The 17,090-nt window shown below is 42.1% G+C and carries 15 protein-coding genes; 10 read left to right on the top strand and 5 right to left on the bottom strand.

Going from position 1 to position 17,090, the window contains the following annotated elements:
* Nucleotides 1-27: 27 nt before the first annotated feature.
* Nucleotides 28-708, top strand: a complete 681-nt coding sequence (locus LC454_RS23540) for a DUF421 domain-containing protein (protein WP_410528669.1) — start codon at nt 28-30, stop codon at nt 706-708.
* Nucleotides 709-822: 114 nt separating this feature from the next.
* On the opposite strand, the gene LC454_RS23535 is transcribed toward LC454_RS23540, so the two are convergent.
* Genes LC454_RS23535 through LC454_RS23525 form a run of 3 tightly spaced genes read right to left on the bottom strand, consistent with a single transcriptional unit; the run spans nt 823 to nt 2,045 of the window.
* Nucleotides 823-1,179, bottom strand: a complete 357-nt coding sequence (locus tag LC454_RS23535) for a DUF4406 domain-containing protein (RefSeq protein WP_223584894.1) — start codon at nt 1,177-1,179, stop codon at nt 823-825.
* Between the two features lie 59 nt (nt 1,180-1,238).
* Nucleotides 1,239-1,826: a Crp/Fnr family transcriptional regulator gene (locus tag LC454_RS23530; RefSeq protein WP_223584893.1), complete on the bottom strand. Its 588-nt coding sequence runs from the start codon at nt 1,824-1,826 to the stop codon at nt 1,239-1,241.
* Between the two features lie 51 nt (nt 1,827-1,877).
* A complete protein-coding gene (locus tag LC454_RS23525; protein ID WP_223584892.1) occupies nt 1,878-2,045 on the bottom strand; it encodes a LuxR C-terminal-related transcriptional regulator in 168 nt (55 codons plus the stop codon).
* Between LC454_RS23525 and LC454_RS23520 the strand changes: the two genes are divergently transcribed.
* On the top strand, nt 2,044-2,436 hold the full coding sequence (locus tag LC454_RS23520; RefSeq protein WP_223584891.1) for a hypothetical protein: 393 nt from the start codon (nt 2,044-2,046) through the stop codon (nt 2,434-2,436). The genes LC454_RS23525 and LC454_RS23520 overlap by 2 nt on opposite strands.
* Nucleotides 2,433-2,867 carry a hypothetical protein gene (locus LC454_RS23515; protein ID WP_223584890.1) on the top strand — a complete coding sequence of 145 codons (435 nt, stop codon included), beginning with the start codon at nt 2,433-2,435 and terminating at the stop codon, nt 2,865-2,867. The genes LC454_RS23520 and LC454_RS23515 overlap by 4 nt, the downstream gene beginning before the upstream one ends.
* Nucleotides 2,868-2,881: 14 nt before the next feature.
* On the opposite strand, the gene LC454_RS23510 is transcribed toward LC454_RS23515, so the two are convergent.
* On the bottom strand, nt 2,882-3,580 hold the full coding sequence (locus tag LC454_RS23510) for a response regulator transcription factor (RefSeq protein WP_223584889.1): 699 nt from the start codon (nt 3,578-3,580) through the stop codon (nt 2,882-2,884).
* A 19-nt stretch (nt 3,581-3,599) separates the two neighbouring features.
* Complete coding sequence (locus LC454_RS23505) at nt 3,600-5,264, bottom strand: sensor histidine kinase (RefSeq protein ID WP_223584888.1); 1,665 nt, start codon at nt 5,262-5,264, stop codon at nt 3,600-3,602.
* Between the two features lie 186 nt (nt 5,265-5,450).
* On the opposite strand from LC454_RS23505, the gene LC454_RS23500 reads away from it, so the two are divergent.
* The 7 genes from LC454_RS23500 to LC454_RS23470 all read left to right on the top strand — a co-directional run bounded on the left by LC454_RS23500 (nt 5,451) and on the right by LC454_RS23470 (nt 17,061).
* Nucleotides 5,451-6,296 (top strand): GLPGLI family protein, encoded by an 846-nt coding sequence (locus LC454_RS23500; protein ID WP_223584887.1) that lies wholly within the window; start codon nt 5,451-5,453, stop codon nt 6,294-6,296.
* Between the two features lie 8 nt (nt 6,297-6,304).
* The gene (locus LC454_RS23495; RefSeq protein ID WP_223584886.1) at nt 6,305-8,932 is read left to right on the top strand and encodes a hypothetical protein; all 2,628 of its coding nucleotides are present in this window, start codon (nt 6,305-6,307) and stop codon (nt 8,930-8,932) included.
* A gap of 273 nt (nt 8,933-9,205) precedes the next feature.
* Nucleotides 9,206-9,781 (top strand): Crp/Fnr family transcriptional regulator, encoded by a 576-nt coding sequence (locus LC454_RS23490; RefSeq protein WP_223584885.1) that lies wholly within the window; start codon nt 9,206-9,208, stop codon nt 9,779-9,781.
* Between the two features lie 64 nt (nt 9,782-9,845).
* Nucleotides 9,846-10,856, top strand: coding sequence for an NAD-dependent epimerase/dehydratase family protein (locus LC454_RS23485; protein ID WP_223584884.1), 1,011 nt, complete (start codon nt 9,846-9,848; stop codon nt 10,854-10,856).
* 310 nt (nt 10,857-11,166) lie between these two features.
* Entirely contained in the window at nt 11,167-11,988 is an 822-nt protein-coding gene (locus tag LC454_RS23480) for a M12 family metallopeptidase (RefSeq protein ID WP_223584883.1), read from the top strand.
* Between the two features lie 59 nt (nt 11,989-12,047).
* Complete coding sequence (locus LC454_RS23475; RefSeq protein WP_223584882.1) at nt 12,048-12,944, top strand: hypothetical protein; 897 nt, start codon at nt 12,048-12,050, stop codon at nt 12,942-12,944.
* A 106-nt stretch (nt 12,945-13,050) separates the two neighbouring features.
* Nucleotides 13,051-17,061, top strand: a complete 4,011-nt coding sequence (locus LC454_RS23470) for a hybrid sensor histidine kinase/response regulator (protein ID WP_223584881.1) — start codon at nt 13,051-13,053, stop codon at nt 17,059-17,061.
* Nucleotides 17,062-17,090 lie beyond the last annotated feature (29 nt).

The following is a 17,090-nucleotide window of genomic DNA, read 5'->3' as shown; positions in this document are numbered from 1 at the left end:
AGGTAATCGATTGCTTGTTTTTGAATTATGATTAACTTGGAAAAAATTTTTGCTAACGACATAGATACGTCATTTCTTGTTGAAATAGGCCTGCGTTCGACTATCATGTTTTTGCTTATTTTAACGATACTACGCCTGTCTGGAAGAAGAGGAGTAAGGCAGTTAACACTTTTTGAGGTAGCAATTATAATAGGCTTAGGATCGGCGGCCGGAGATCCCATGTTCCAGGAGGATATTCCAATTTTTCATGCCATTGTTGTTTTTATATGCGTAATCGCAATTTATAAAACCATCACTTGGATTACATCAAAGTCGGAAACGGTGGCTCAGTTGCTAGAGGGCAAAGTATTGCCAGTTGTTAAAGATGGTGTATTTGACATCAAACATGAGAATGACAATACTTTTTCACGTATGGAGTTCTTTTCCGAACTACGAAATCTGAATATCGAACACCTGGGTCAGGTTAGGGAAGGGGTATTGGAGGTTGATGGGTCCCTGAGTGTACTTTTTTATACCGATGAAGATACGAGATATGGACTACCACTTTTTCCCTCATCCTATAGGTCTGTTGATATTTCTGTAAATGAAGGACCATTTGCATGCATGTGTTGCGGAAATGTCTTATCTCATGTAAATACTGATTCCCCACAATGCCCGCGATGCAAAAGGACGAAATGGGCTCAGGCAATAAATAGCAAACGAGTTTAGAGAATCTGGTCATATAATCGGTGATATATACTATGGCTATCAACGTGTTAATAAACTCAAATCGGAGTGGTAAAAGTCCAACTCCGATTTAAATATGAACTGAAAGAGCTTGTGTTAACCTTCTACAGGTATTTCTGCGATATCATAATACACTTTTAACCCTCTTTCTTTCGCCAGCCGCACATCTTCATCCGCACCTTTGGATGCTCCTTCAATACGCAATACAGCATCACATTTTTCGAGCATCCGATGTGCGACAGGATATTGAATTTCTTCCCATTGCTGGTCACCGACCTTAGTTGATCCAGCCAATTTTATCAGTGGAAGGGCCATCCATTCTCCAATAAAGGGAATATGGCCTTTCCGAAAGATATCCAGTGCAAAAGATTCGAGCTTGTCTAGATTTCGCTTCATCAAAATCGGATCATCGTTGGTGCCACCACGATAGGGGCCTGCAATTAAAATAAGCATATTTTTTACGTTTGTTAGTTGATGCTAAATAACGGCCTTATCAGATAGAAAAAAATAAACTAGTTTAAGGTTTCCAACTTTTTTCGCTTAATCATACTTAAAAATTCGGCAGTAATACCCAAATACGAAGCGATCTGCTTTTGCTTTACCTTATTTGCGACCTCAGGATATTTTTTCACAAATATATCATAGCGTTCTTCCGCTGTCATCGAAAGATTTTGCACCACACGCAATTGTTCCCGGATATATGCATTTTGCATCAAAATCCTAAAAAAGCGTTCAAATTGCGGTACCGTCTGATACAACTTTTCTAAATCATTTTTCTTCAATTGGTAAACCGTGCTTTCTTCAATGGCCTCTATGGTCAACATGGCGGGAAGTGTATTTATAAAACAATACATATCCGTCACCCACCAGTCTTTTACAGCAAACATAATCGTGGATTCTTTACCCGATAAATCCAAATAAAAAGCCCGCAATGCACCGCAATCAACAAAATAGATCGAATCGCACAATTGCCCTTGTGTCAGGAGCTTATTTTTTCGGGGTATTTTCTTTTTCTTGAGCAGGGACAAAAACAAGGAACACTCGCTTTCCGTGAGCGTGATGTGTCTATTGATATTTTCTAAAAGTGACCGGTCTTCCATACATGCTCAATCTACAAATTTCTTTGGATTCCGGCGCTTAATTTTTCTTCTTTAGCTCAGCCTTTGGATCGCAAGATCCAAGCTATCCTCTTTTTCCAGTTTCAACTTCTGTTTGATCCGATAACGTGCCATCAGAATACTTTTGGGGTCTACAGCAAGTCGATTGGCAATTTCTTTATTGGAAAGCCCCATCAGGATATAGGAGCTGAAAACCGTCATGGAGGCACTAGAAGCAACAAACGCAAATGATCAGCGAGGAGTGGTCCTGATGCAACATCGAATGACAACCGGATTGACATTGGAATATGAGGACGAACAATTGACCGAAATCTTTGCCGATAATAGGGCAGGGCAGCTTCATTTTAAACAGATGCCGATCTTTTCCAGCAGCCCGCTAAATTTGGTCAAGAAAATAGCGAAAGATCTAAATGAAAACCCTATCGTTCAGGATGATGAGCTTGTATTTCCTAAAAATAATATCTACCTTTTTTCGTTTTTGAGAAAAGATCTGACCGAAGGGAATCCTCAGAACAGAACTATGATGTGGCGCATAAAACCACGGATTTTAGGAACAGATTTATCTAACTATACAGCTTTGGAAATCATATGAAAATAGGATACTACTTCTGCCTGTTGTTTTTTCTTTTCTTCTCCTGCGATGGAACGCAAACCGCCCAGAATAATACCGTGGCGGGAAGAAAAGGCACAGACAGCAGCTTAAAATGGATAGATTATCGACAGGGTGAGCTGCCTCCGGAGGGATATTACAGCGCATTGGACAGCACCATCAAAAAATGGGGTATCCGCTATGAACGCATCGAAGGTGGCTGCGAAATTATACCGGGCGAAAAGCAACGGTACGAGCAGCATAATGAAAAATATTTTGAGCAGCTGGAAAAACAGCTGGGTAGCGGTTGGCGGCAGCGCTTTGATCAAGAAGTGAGGCTATTGGATAGCCTAATCAGCTCAGCACCAATTAGTCCTGATGACAGCACAAGAATAAACAAGGAAGTAAAACGGACCAATACCTTGCAGCAGTGAGTACGGGATCGAATTTATAAGCAAACTACCAGCTTAAATCCCTTGCCGCGGATATTGACAATCTTAATCGCGGGATCTCTCTCCAAAAATTTGCGCAGTTTACTGATAAAAACATCCATGCTACGGCTATTGAAATAACTATCATCACCCCAGACATAGTCTAGCGCCACCTTACGGTCGAGTACAGCATCCCGATGGTCAACCAGTAGTTTCAGTAATTGGGCTTCCTTGTAAGAAAGTATCTGCTGCTTATCGCCCATGGTGAGCTGTAGATTCCTGAAGCTAAAATGAAATTTGCCAATGACATATTCTTCAGTCAGGCCGTTGGGGGATTGTTTCTTGGCAGAGCGCCTATTGAGCAAGGCATGCATGCGAATAATCAATTCTTCCATGCTGAATGGCTTTTTGATATAATCGTTGGCTCCAACCTCAAAGCCCGTGGCCAGATCCTGAATCGTAGACTTTGCCGTCAGAAATATAATCGGAACTTCGCTGGCTAGTCCACGTATTTCTTGCGCCAAGGTAAACCCATCCTTGTAGGGCATCATCACATCAAATATACAGATGTCTGGCCGTGCAACACAGAAGGAAGAAAACGCTTTGAGACCATCCATCGCCCAAACGACTTCAAAATCACGGAGCTCTAAGGCTTCCTTGATCAGCTTGCCCATCATGGGTTCATCTTCGGCCAATAATACTTTTATTTTATTCATAAGGATGATAACAAACGAATTAAGATTTAACTGGAATATAAAGGAAAAATGTCGTTCCCTTGTCTAATTGACTCTCCACCTGAATGGTACCACCATGGAGCTCCACGATTTTTTTTACATAGGATAAGCCTAAGCCAAAACCTTTGGCTGCATGCACGTTGCCCGTAGGTACCCGAAAGAATTGATCAAATACCCGGTCGAGGTAATCCCTTGGTATTCCCAGGCCATTGTCACTAAAGGATAGCTGAAAGTGTTGTTTCTCCAAACTAACACCAATCTGAATAGCAGGAATTTGCCGGCTATATTTAAGGCTATTATCGAGCAGATTATAGAGAATGTTTTCCAAATGGGTCTTGTCTACTTCAACAGTTGGAAAATCGTCTGCGATTGTTATTGTCAACGTTCCTTTCGCTTCATCAAGTTTGGACTTTGTCTGACGCTGAAAATCATGCAGCATCTGGCTGAGATCGGTGGACTCTTTTTCCAAAATATATGGATTATCCTGCGCTAGCCGGAGTACGGTCTCAATCATTGTCGATACACGCTTGAGTTCGGCACCGCAAATATTGAGATATTCATCCAGTTTTTCAGGGTTATCCTTTATCCCAAATTTGCTCATCAACTCTACTGCCAGACTTGCTGTGGCGATAGGCGTTTTGAACTCGTGGGTCATATTGGAGATAAAATCATTCTTAATCTCGGTCATTTGCTTTTCGCGATTGAAGGAATTAATAAGGGCAAGCGCAGTATAAAATAACATACCCAAGATAAGTATAGAAACGAAGAGCAGCCATTTCATGCCATCTAAGCTTGTGAACAGATCAGGTTCTACGCTAATCACTGCACTGTAGGTGGGGCTGATGGTACTTTTCACCAAGATGTAGTGGGCGACGGAATCCAATGGTTGCGTTGCGCTATCTGCAAGGGTAGCAAAGGAAACCTTAAATTGATTCCTAAGTTGTAATTCATCAAAATTGGCGCCTAACAATGAGTCCAGCAATCTGCCAATGGCAAGCGTATCGACGTCTTTTTGTGTGAATTCGGTATCGTTTGCATATACCTTAACAGCAGAACCAATGGAATGGCGTGCGGCGATAGACTTTGATGGCTGCCCCTTCATTTTTACTTGTACTGGATCAGCCATTGCGGTATCTATCCCTTTGTTACCCCGTGAAGAAAGTTGAACGAAGGTATCCTGAACCCTATGCGTGGTGACTTTTACATGCTTCGGGCCTTTGCCCGTATGATTTGCCCGTAAGATCGAATCGACCAGTTTTTTTTCGACATCCTTGGCAGTTTCTGCGATATCCATCCGAAATTCATGGGTCGTCTTTTTTGAGACGTTTGTACAGGTATCACAGCTTTTCTTTGTCGTTGAATCTTTTGTAATCTGTCGATGAATCTGCACGCCCTTTAGCTCATTATTGGAGACTTGATCAAGTATACCACCCATGGCACGCAGAATGGACGATTGTTCTTTGGATAGGGAGCTATCAATACCAAAATACGTTTTGAGGCGAACGACATCTATGGCATCTTTAATGGCTCCTTGTATCATGATCTTCTCCTTTTGCTGATTGATACGAAAGGCATTGGACAGCCAAAACACCTGCATGACAATAACGGCTATCGTGCTAGCGATTAGTAAGGTAATGATAACGCGTGTTTTCCTGTGTGTAGTCATAATAAAATTCTCAGCTACAATGCTAGCTAAAATCCACGAAAAAGAGAGATTTGCTAACAGTTCATAACATTACTTAACAGTAGTTAACAATTCCGTTTCCGGTTAACAGTATTTAACAAAGCAATTGGAATGGGAGCTACACTTCCATTCTACTTTTGATCCACTGACAATATAAAAGTAATAAAAATGAACACAACAAAGTTTTCGCTGACCGCTATTATCGGTCTTTTTCTCTTCGTCCAAGGGCTATTTGCTCAAGACAATCAAGTGAATATGTTTATTAAGTATGATTTTGAACATATCGCTGATAGCACAAAAAAGGAGGCTCCTATTACACGTTCCATGTACCTGTATATCGGTAATGGAAACGCCTTCTATTCCATGGCACCCATGGAAAAAAATAAAGAGCAGGGTGCACTTCATATCAGTATGGATGCTGTTGATCAGTCTGATGGACTGGTCAATCTCTATACACCTTTCGGAACGGGGGAGCGTCCTTGTCTAGTGACGATGCTCGGTCAATTGTATAAGGTGTATCCCAACAAGAACTATAAAATAGAGTGGGTTATCACCGAAGAAAAGCGGGATATCGGGGGCTATGCCTGCATCAAGGCGACAGGACAATTCGGTGGCCGTACCTATGAAGCCTGGTTTACCGAAGAAATCCCATTTGCTGTGGGGCCCTGGAAGCTAAATGGTTTACCCGGTGCCATCCTTGAAGCCAAAGATTTGACCAATGAGGTTCGCTTTCGTTATGCGGGATTGGATAAGGTCACCGACAAGATGCCCCTGATGGAGATCGACAAACTGCCCGAACTTCCCTATGAAAAATATCGTAAGGCGATGGAAAATAGTAAAGCGGACAAACTGGGGGCAATGATGGCACAATTACCTGCCGGTGCTACCGTAAAGTTCAAAACAGAGGACGGACGGGAAATCTCTCAGGAACAAGCTGAGGCCCTGATGAAAGAAAGTGGGAAAAATAAACAAAAATTTCAGTTGAACAATCCTGTAGAACGTACGATCAAATAACGATTCTGATGAAAGAAATCTTTTGTAGCCTATGCTTAACCATGGTGTCCACGCTTACTTTTGCCCAGGAGAAAATTGAGGGTACCATCAGTAGCAACAAGCAGGCAATACCCTATTCGACCATCGTCATCGGCTATGCCAACAGCGGCCTCCACACCGTCAGAAGCAATGGCGCGGGACAGTATGTATTTAACCTGACGAAAGAAGAAATGTCCAAAGTTCAATGGATCGAGGTTAGCCATATTTCGTATGAGAAAGTCCGAAAAGAGTATAAAGACCAAAGTCCGAGAATGGACTTTGAACTGGTCAAAAAGTCCATTCAGCTGGCAGATGTTACTGTCAAGAGCAAACCCTTGGCGGTACGTCGCGCCGGTGATACCACACGCTATGCAGTCAACAACTTTGTCGCTGCAGAAGACAGGAACATCGGCGATGTACTGCGCCGCATGCCCGGTATAGAGGTCGACGACAACGGCGTCATCAAACACAATGGCAAGACCGTCAGTCGAATGTACGTTGATGGGGACAATATCTTTCAGAACGGCTATGGCGTTGGAACAAGAACAATACAACCCAAAGCAGTAAAAGATGTTGAACTTGTCCAAAATCATGAGCATAAAAAAGTCAAACAGGGGGTAAGCAATTCCGAAGATGTCGCATTAAATCTTGTTCTTAACGAAGATGCTAAAATGATCTGGTCAGGCGAAGCTACCGTTGGTATTGCCGCACCAATCGATGGTTTTATCAATGGGAATGCTATGAGCTTTAAAAAGAAATATAAAACCCTCAATACGCTGCAATATAATTCAATAGGTGAGCGCATTAACAACGATGTGGAATCCATCAACTCATTCAACCTGACCGAACCGATCGCAGCGGCAACGCCCTCGGTTCCGACAAACAAATATTACAACAATCGATCTGTCGCCTTTAATACCAATCAATTTTATAAATGGTCCGAGGCATGGAGTTCTAGCGTGAATGGCAATCTGTGGGCCGACCGGGAGCAGCTCAGTAGCGATGGTAAGCAAAGATATCTATTAGCCGATGGCAGTCAGGTCAATTACAACAACTCTTATAATACGACAAAAAAACCATTTTATGGCCGCGGCAGCTTTACATTGGAAGGCAACGATAATCGGTATTATTTAAAAAATACAATCGATTTTAAAGCCGAAAACCAAAACCACCACACCTGGTTACTGGATGGTGGAGCTCGCTATGATCAATGGGGCCGGGATCAGTTGAATTTTATATCCGAATCCATGGAGTATACGCCCAAATTAAAAAACAAGGACCTGATTACCTTTAACCTGGATCTGGGGCGCAAATGGCATAAAGACCGCTTGGAGGTGTTGCCCGGCGTGATGGCGAATTATTTAAATCAAAATCAGCCCTATGATGCGGTTCGACAAACTGTTTCTTTGCCCCAAACCAATGGAAATATACAGGTGGCCTATACACGTAACAATACACGCTTAAAACGTACTTACTTTGCCCGTTTAAATTACCTCGATAAGGAACTCAACTCGGCATTAAACCTGGTGAGAGATGGATCTGTATTTGATAACGAAAAGTTTCCTGGCAACAATTTGCGCTGGAAACAACAGCAAATGTCAACTGGTGTAAAACTAGACTGGAAAAATAAGGACTTTATCCTTTCAGGGGTCTTTCCTGTAACCTGGAATGCCTGGGATATTGCAGACCGCCAAGCAGGATCAGCCAAAGTGACGAAGAAACTGTTGTTTACACCGACTGTATCTATGCAAGCCTATCTCCCCAATAGGGATTATTTCTTATTGTCCTTACGTTTCAATCAGGAAAATTCGGATCTAGATCAGCTCTACCCGAATCCAATTTTGAGTAATTTCAGGGAAATAAAAAGTTTCGCTGCACCACTGTATTTCACAGCAAGCCAAGCATATGTATTGCGGTATAATATCGAACGGCCAATCAGCTTATTTTACCTGAATGTAACAGCATCCCATCTGCGAACGCAAAATGATTACTTAGTTGGCCAGGATATAACACAACAGGGGATTATCAGTAAGTTGATGCCCTATGACAACCGTACGAGTAGTAATGCCCTGACACTGGGTATGTCTAAATCTCTATTGAAGGAGGGAATTTATCTAGGGTTCAATGTGAGTGCGAATCAAAATAAATACAATCAATTTTTGAATGGTCAATTTGCAGCAGCCACGGGCACGACAATGACAGTCAGCCCAAGGCTTGAATATAAGGGCATCTCCAATACGACATTATCCTATCAATATACCAATAGTAATTTTCTAAATAGGCTAAAAAGTGAAGCGGAGCGGAGTTCCAACCGATATACATCAAATACACATAGCCTGGGTATGCTTTATGTTGTCGGTACTTACCTCTTTATAAAGGGAACCTGGAGTTATGGTAGTTATAAAAGCAGTGGACTTGACCCCATCGCCAATGGCTTTCTAGACGCATCCATCCGCTATAAACCACTTAAAAGTAAACATAGTCTGGAACTCAATATCAATAATATCCTCAATAAAAAATTATATACCAGTTACAGCTTAACTGCGAATCTGGAAAATCGCCAAACCATTCCGTTACGTGGGTTCCAGTCGGTATTAAAATATAGTTTTCTCTTTTAGATAACGCTTGCCGCTGGCCATTACTGGTAGTAGTAACCTCAAATCGGAGCGGTATAAGTATCCGCCCCGATTTGAGGTTGATCTGAATGAGATTAGATTAGCTTTTTACAGGGATTTCATTGAGATCATAATAAACTTTTAGCCTCATTCTGTGGCCAACCGTCTGCTAATTTTTTTCGCCTCCATGCATCTTGATCGGTTCTATTCCAGAAAAAGAGTATTAAGGTACATGGATTTATTCCCTATATTGCAAAAGAAAATAATCGGTAGTAAATGCACGCGAAGTTTATTGAACTAATTACACAACAGGTCACACTTTCAAGTCTGGAAAAGGATCTGTGCCAACATTATCTGGAATCGGTAAAGTTTCCTAAAAATCATATCATCGAGGAGGAGGGGAAGGTGCCTGTCTATCTGTATTTCGTTGTATCAGGCTTTGTCCGCTTGTTTCATTATAACGATAAGGGCGATGAGATAACAACGCATATCAACTGTCCACCGGGATTTATCACTTCTTTCATAAACTTCAACAATCAAACCCGATCGGATGAAAATTTGGAATGTATCACAGACTGTGAACTGCTGCGAATCGACAAAAGGAATCTTGACCTTCTAATTGAACAATCATCTGCATTTAAAGATTTCAGTATCTATGTATTTCAACAGTCGCTATCCTACAATGAGAAAAGAGCGAAGGAACTGGCAACGCTTACGGCTGAAAAACGTTATTTGAAACTGATGGCCGAACAACCTGAATTACTCCACAACGTACCGATGCAGTATATTGCCTCTTTTCTGGGCATGAACCCCAAAAGTTTAAGCCGCATCCGTAAAAGGATCATTAGGTAACATTTGTGAAGTGGTTTTAAATCGCCAGAGCAGAACTTTGTCGTAACATTTAAAATCTACACACATGTCAACTAAAAATTTGGTATTGGTGTCCGGAGCGAACGGACATTTAGGTAATAACCTTGTCAGATTATTGATAAACAAGGGCTTTCAGGTACGCGCATCGGTTCGGAATATTAATCGTTGCGACAGTCTAAAAGGGCTGAATTGCGAAGTCGTTCAGGCGGACATCATGGATAAAACCGCATTTAAAAACGCGTTACAGGGTGTTGAAACCTTCTATGCTGTGGGGGCCGCTTTTAAACTATGGGCCAAAGATCCACAAAAAGAGATCTACGAAGTGAATATGCAGGGGACGCGAAATACCATTGAAGCTGCCGCTGAAGCAGGTGTCAAAAAAATCGTCTATATAAGCTCGATAGCCGCGCTGGACTATACGCATACGCCCACCAGAGAATCCAACGGTTACAATCTGGATCGCAGGGATGCCTATTACAATTCGAAAAATGACGGGGAAAGGCTAGCGTTCAAATTGGCAAAGGAATTGGATGTCAAATTGGTTTCCGTGATGCCCGGTGCTATGATCGGTGGTGAAGCTGCCCTTCCTCTGAATGTTTCCTATGATATCCTAAGATTGATATTAACCAAACAGATTCCTGTCGACACCGATATTGCACTCAACTGGGTGGATGTCAAGGACGTCGCCGAAGGCTGTTACCTCGCCGCCACGAAAGGGAAATCGGGGGAGCGGTACATACTCGCAAATGAAAAGTGTATGCGCATCACTGATACGACCAAAATAGCGCAAAAACTATACCCTGGTCTTAAACTACGTATTCCAGCGTCTGTGCCCAAGTTTATACTCTATGGAATTGCGGGACTGATGCAGTTGTCAGCGAAGCTAAAAGGGAAGCCACCCATAATCACAACAAAAGATATTGCGATGTTCTCAGGACTTCAACAGGATTTCGATATTTCTAAGGCTAGAACGGAACTGGGATTTAACCCCAAAAGCAGCACACAAGCAGTCACCGAAGCCCTGCTATATCTGATGGAACACAAAACTCTGCTTTAGCGTCATGCAGCGCAAAAGATGCATCATAGATCGACTTTATGGGGTGTCTTGATTAGATCTTTGGCCCGAAGGTTCTTGAGTGGCCATATGAAGAATTAGTGCTGCAATAGTTAATTTTTAATTTGAAGATTAAATAAACGCCATGTATTTAATTTTATTTGATTATTTCTAAAAAAAAGATGTTGTTTCAATAAATATAATTTTTTAGCTTTGTTTAATGTAACAATAGTGTTACATTTTGATTGTTAGTTTTTCATGTGGCCACGTTGTAAGCTGACTTAAATTATGATTGATTAAAAAATAAGAACGTATGGAATTAAGAAAAAAAATCCTAATTGGATTGATCATTTCCGCTTCGGCTACGCTCGTAGCTTGCAACAAAAACGCAGACAGTACAGATGCCCCAAAAGATTCTGAAGAACTGAAACCTGTTTCAAAAGCTGACATACCAGCCGGTTTTAAAGATGCGCATATCTGTAAAGATGTCTATTTACCTGGTGGTACAGATCCAAGAGGCGCGGTGATCAGTGCAAAAAAATGGACTAACGGCAGTGTCATCACTGTACGCTTGTATGGTGGGTCGACCAAAGTACGCCAAAAAGTAATGCAATATGCTAATGAGTGGTCCAAATATGCCAATATTACCTTTCGTTTTGTCAACAGTGGTAAAGCACAGTTAAGGGTTACTTTCACCGATGGTGCGGGATCTTACTCATATATCGGTACCGACGCATTGCGCATTGCGTCGAATGAGGAAACCATGAATTTTGGCTGGTTTGATGACAATACATCAGATTCTGAATTTAGCCGGACAGTGATCCATGAATTTGGCCATGCCCTCGGTATGATCCATGAGCATCAGCATCCTCTGGCGGCTATTCCATGGGATAAAGATAAGGTATATACCTATTACGCTGGATATCCAAATTATTGGAGTAAAAGTGATGTCGATAATAATCTGTTTGCAAAATATGCAACGACACAGACGCAGTATAGTACCTATGATCCGAGTTCGATAATGCACTATTCTATCAGTAGTGCACTGACAACCAACGGCTTTAGCGTTGGTAACAATACGGTATTATCCGCAACGGACAAGTCCTTTATTGCGCAGGTTTATCCTAAAAATTAATTATTAAGCTGATCTTTTCATACACCCCATTAGATCGGGGTGTATGATCTTTCTTGTGTATGAAAAAATATTTTGCCCTCTTCTGTTTCAGCTTGTTTTCATTTACTGCATTTGCACAGGAAAAAAAGGTTAAATTCTCGATAACACCTGTTTTAGGCTGGAATCAGGAAAAACTGGACTGGAATATTGCGGGTGATGAAAATGGACAAAATCCCAATATATTATCCGAACTCAAATGGCGAAAACTTAGGGGGCCTGAAATAGGAATTTCCTCAACCATAGCATTATCCTCGGTTTTACAGACCGAAGTAGCCTTTCGCCACTTTTGGATCAGCCAAGGCACCGTCAATGATGCTGATTACGCAAGCGATAATAGAACTGTAAAAACTTCAGATTATGATTTTAAGGCCGATCGAGGCCATTCAAGCGACCTGCGGGCTGAAATTTTTTACACAATCCGGGCAACTGAAAAGTTTGCATTTGCGGCACATACCGGCTATTTTGGCCGCTATCAAACCTTGTATATGCTGGATGGCACGCAGCCGCTTGTGGAAGGCAAAGAACTGAAGAGCACCTATAAACCACGATGGCATGGTCTGATTTTAGGATTAAGGACTGATTACCATACTGATCACTGGAGTTTTCTGCTCAATGTCAGCAGCCTATATTTCCCCCGTTATTCAGCAAATGCCAATTGGAACCTCCAGGAGGAATTTAGCCACCCCATTAGCTTTACCCATAAAGCAAAAGGTATAGGCTGGGAAGTGAACTTCCGGTTGGAGCATCAGATTACCAAAACAATTTTTCCTTTTTTACAAGTCGGTTATACAGATTTGAATACCGGAACAGGTACGGACCAACTATTTAAGATGGATGGGACCAGCACAATAAGCCAGCTGAATGCTGTTCATTATTCAAGTTTTAGGATGGGATTGGGTGTCCACATGAAGTTTTAGTTTAGAAAAGATAGACCGCACATGACCGTGTATTCTTTTTGATAAAAAGAGGTTTGGTATTTGTTGTATTTGCTCAATTTTTGTATCATTGGGCATATCATAACCAATGCAGCAGTTTAACTCATTTTTACACTTTGCACTATCCATACTCCTGTTTATTCTACTGGGCCAACCAGAAGCATTTAGCCAGGGCAATACCTATGCATTCAAAACCTTAACATCCGATCAGGGGCTTATTCATAACCACGTGAATTGTGCGCTACGAGATAAGTATAATTACCTTTGGTTTGGTACCGAATCTGGCTTGAGTCGTTTTGACGGGCGGCAGTTCACCAATTTTCGGTATTCGGCCGGTAAAGGTAGCGGCTTGAGCGCCAATGTTATTTCGGGAATCTTCGATGGTCCTGAAGGCAATATCTGGATCCGAACCAGCAGCCAGATGAATATGTACAATCAGCGCTCCGGCAAGATTATCCAAGACCTTGATTCTGTATTGACAAATCTGCGCCTGCCTGTAAAAGATGTTTATACCATCCGTGCTTTAGATGCTCACAACTTTGTAGTCTTGTACAGTGACCGTACGCTGCTACTCTATGATAGCCAAAAGAAATCTTATCAAACCGTTCCCCAATTGAGCAAAGAGAGTAGAATTACTGATGTAATCGCAGGGCGGGGGCAGGTGATCTGGTTAATCTATGAAAATGGCCTGTTGGGGCAGGTCGATAAAAATTCATTGAAAACTAGGCAAACAATCCGGCTGCCTATTGGTAATAAAAGCGTAAATTTTAATTTATTCGCCGATAAGGAGGGAGATCTTTGGATTTACTCAAAGGATATTCCAATTGGCGTTTATAATCTTGAAGTGAAAAACTGGTCGACTAGACACCTGGAAAGGGAATTGTCCAATCCCTTTGTCGGGAATATAATTCAGGATGACGCTGGTCTGATCTGGTTAGGTACCGATCATGGTGGCATTAATGTGTACAATAAGAAAAGTCAGCGTATAGAGATTATTGATCATGATGGTTATGACTTGCGTAGTCTTCCTTACAACAGTATCACTTGTCTGTACAAAGATCAATCGGGTATTATCTGGGCTGGTACATATAAGGGCGGGATCAGTTATTATCATCCCAACCTGTTGCTGTTTCCCTTGGTAAAAAGCCATCCTGGCTTGCCCAAATCGCTTCCGTATGATGATGTCAATAAATTTGTCGAGGACAAAAAGGGCAACCTCTGGATTGGCACCAATGGTGGCGGACTTTTGTATTATGATAGTACAGAAAAGACCTTTACACAGTATCTGCATGATCCTAGCGATCCAAATAGTTTAAGCAGCAATGTGATTGTTTCATTACTATTAGATGCTGATGGCATATTATGGATCGGGACCTATAGGGGAGGAATGTGTCGTTTTGATGGTAAAAATTTTAAGGTTTTCCATCGGGATACTGGTCCAGGGAAATTAAACGACGATAGTGTATGGGAAATTTACACAGATAGCTTTAATCGTTTCTGGGTAGGAACACTCAGCAGCGGGCTATATCAATTTGATAAGAAAACAGAGCTCTTTTCCAAGACCTACAATACCGGAGGTGAAACTATTAAAAATAGTTATATCTCGGTAATCTTTGAGGATTCGAAAAAAAGACTGTGGATCGGTTCCGCGACTGGGCTAGTGGTGCTGAACCCAGATGGGAAGGTTAAAAATATCACGAGCAACAGTTCGCCAATTAAGCTCATGAACGATCTGATCTATGATGTGAAGGAAGATAAAAAAGGACGCATCTGGGTGGCTACGCAGGAGGGACTGCACATGATCACAGGCGACAAAATAACCTATCTGACGCAGCAGAATGGACTCAGTGATGATGCAATCCTGGCTTTATTGACCGATCATCAAGGCAATACTTGGGCTTCCAGCAATAAAGGTTTATCCAAGATAGTTGAAACGGGGTCGCCAGAAAAATTTATTATCCGCAATTTTACACAGGAGTTAGGTCTGCAGGGCAATGTTTTCAATGAGAATGCGGCCTTAACATTACGGGATGGTCGATTAGTTTTTGGGGGGCCAAAGGGCTTTAATTTTATTGATCCTGCAAAAATTAGGGTAGAACATACACTGGTATTACCAGTGCTCTCCAATCTGTATCTTTTCAACAAACAAATTGCCGTAGGCGAGGAATTCTCTGGTCGTGTGATTTACGATCAATCTCTTCAAAACCTAAAAGAACTAAATTTGTCCTACAACCTTAACGCTCTTTCCGTCGAGCTGTCAACTTTCGATTTCCTACAGCAACATACTGGTTTCTATCAATATCAACTACTGGGACTAAGTGATGAATGGTTTGACTTTGAACCAGGGACAATGCGGGCCAGTTTTACCAATCTTGACTCCCGAAGGTATCGTTTATACATCAGGCAGGCCATCGGTTCCAACAGTTGGTCCGAACGGGTGCTGTTGCTGACGATTGATATCCAGCCGCCTTTTTGGCGCTCAAATTGGGCTTTTGTGCTTTATGCTACAGTAATATTAACCCTACTTTGGGTATTTTATTATTGGACAAAGCTACGGATTAAGACACGTAATCAGCTTTATTTGGCGAAAGAGCAGGCCTTGCAGGCTAAAGAACTGGATGCCATGAAAACGCGCTTCTTTACCAATATCAGCCATGAATTCCGTACACCAATCAGTTTGATTCTGACGCCGGCCCAGCAGCTACTGGACGAGGAACAGGATGCCAGCAAGAAGACTGATCTTACCCTCATCAAGAAAAATGCAGATCGTCTACTTAAATTGGTGAATCAGCTGCTGGACTTCCGAAAGCTTGAAAAAAGTGAACTTGAGCGGAATGAGGAGTACGGTGATCTAATGGACTTTATACGCCAACAATTCACTTCATTCGTTGGACTGGCGCAACTTAATCAGATCCGTTTTCAGGTACATATTGCACCAGAGGGACAGGCCGGATGGTTTGACAAGCATAAGCTGGAAAGCATTCTCCATAATCTAGTCTCCAATGCGATCAAATTTAGCCCAAAGGCTGGTAACGTCGTCTGTAGAGCAGAGCTGACAGCTGGTGAAAAAGCACAAGTACTTCATATTGAAATTCAGAATTCAGGAGCACCGATTCCTGAATCATTGCAGTCCCGTGTTTTTGAACGCTATTTTCAGCTGGAAGTGCCCAATGGGAAATTAAACCAGGGAACAGGCATTGGCCTATCTATCGTGAAAGATTATATCGAATTTCTTGGTGGTAACATCGAGCTAACAAGTAATCCGGAATGGACAACATTCACAGTGGATTTACCTATACAACACAGTGAGATGCCTATTGAGCCACAGAAAAGCGGCTACTCAGATAAACCCTGTATTTTGGTGGTCGAGGATGATATTGATTTCTTGCTTTACCTGGAGCGTACGCTGCAGACAGACTATATCATATTTACCGCGGTTACGGTAGCCGAAGCAAAAGCGTGCCTGTTGAAGCAACAGGTCGATCTGGTGGTGACCGACTTGAACTTACCCGTTGAAAGTGGGCTGGATCTCTGCCTTCATATCAAAAAACAGGCAAAGCTGGCGCATATTCCAGTGCTTATCGTAACTGCGGTGGTCAACCAGCAGCTCGCCGTCGAAGCACTACAGGCGGGTGCAAGTGATTATATTAACAAACCTTTCCATATCGGTTTGCTGCGTTCCAAAATCGCGCAGATCTTCAACCAACAACAAAACCTCGTAAAACGATATAAAAAACAGATTCAGGTGAATCTGTCACAGCCGGAGATCGAATCCGCGGATGAGCAGTTTATACGAGCGCTGGTCAGGGAAATCGAGAAGGATCTCAGCGACTCCACGCTTTCAGTGGAACTACTGGCAAAACGCCTGCACATTACCCGAGTTGGACTCTATAAAAAAGTACTCGCCATTACAGGCTATTCGCCAATGGAATACATCCGGCATATCCGGCTGAAACGCGCCATGCATCTCGTCCAGAATTCCAAATTGTCCATAGCAGAAATTGCTTATGAAGTGGGATTTGGCAATCCAAAACAATTCAGCAAATATTTTAAATCCGCCTTTGGAAACTTACCTTCTTTTCACCGTAAGAATCTTTAAATCATTCAATTAACCATATTTCTTTCAAA

The organism is Sphingobacterium sp. GVS05A (assembly GCF_019969845.1).
Lineage (GTDB): Bacteria > Bacteroidota > Bacteroidia > Sphingobacteriales > Sphingobacteriaceae > Sphingobacterium.
This window is presented reverse-complemented; position numbering and strand designations above follow the sequence as displayed.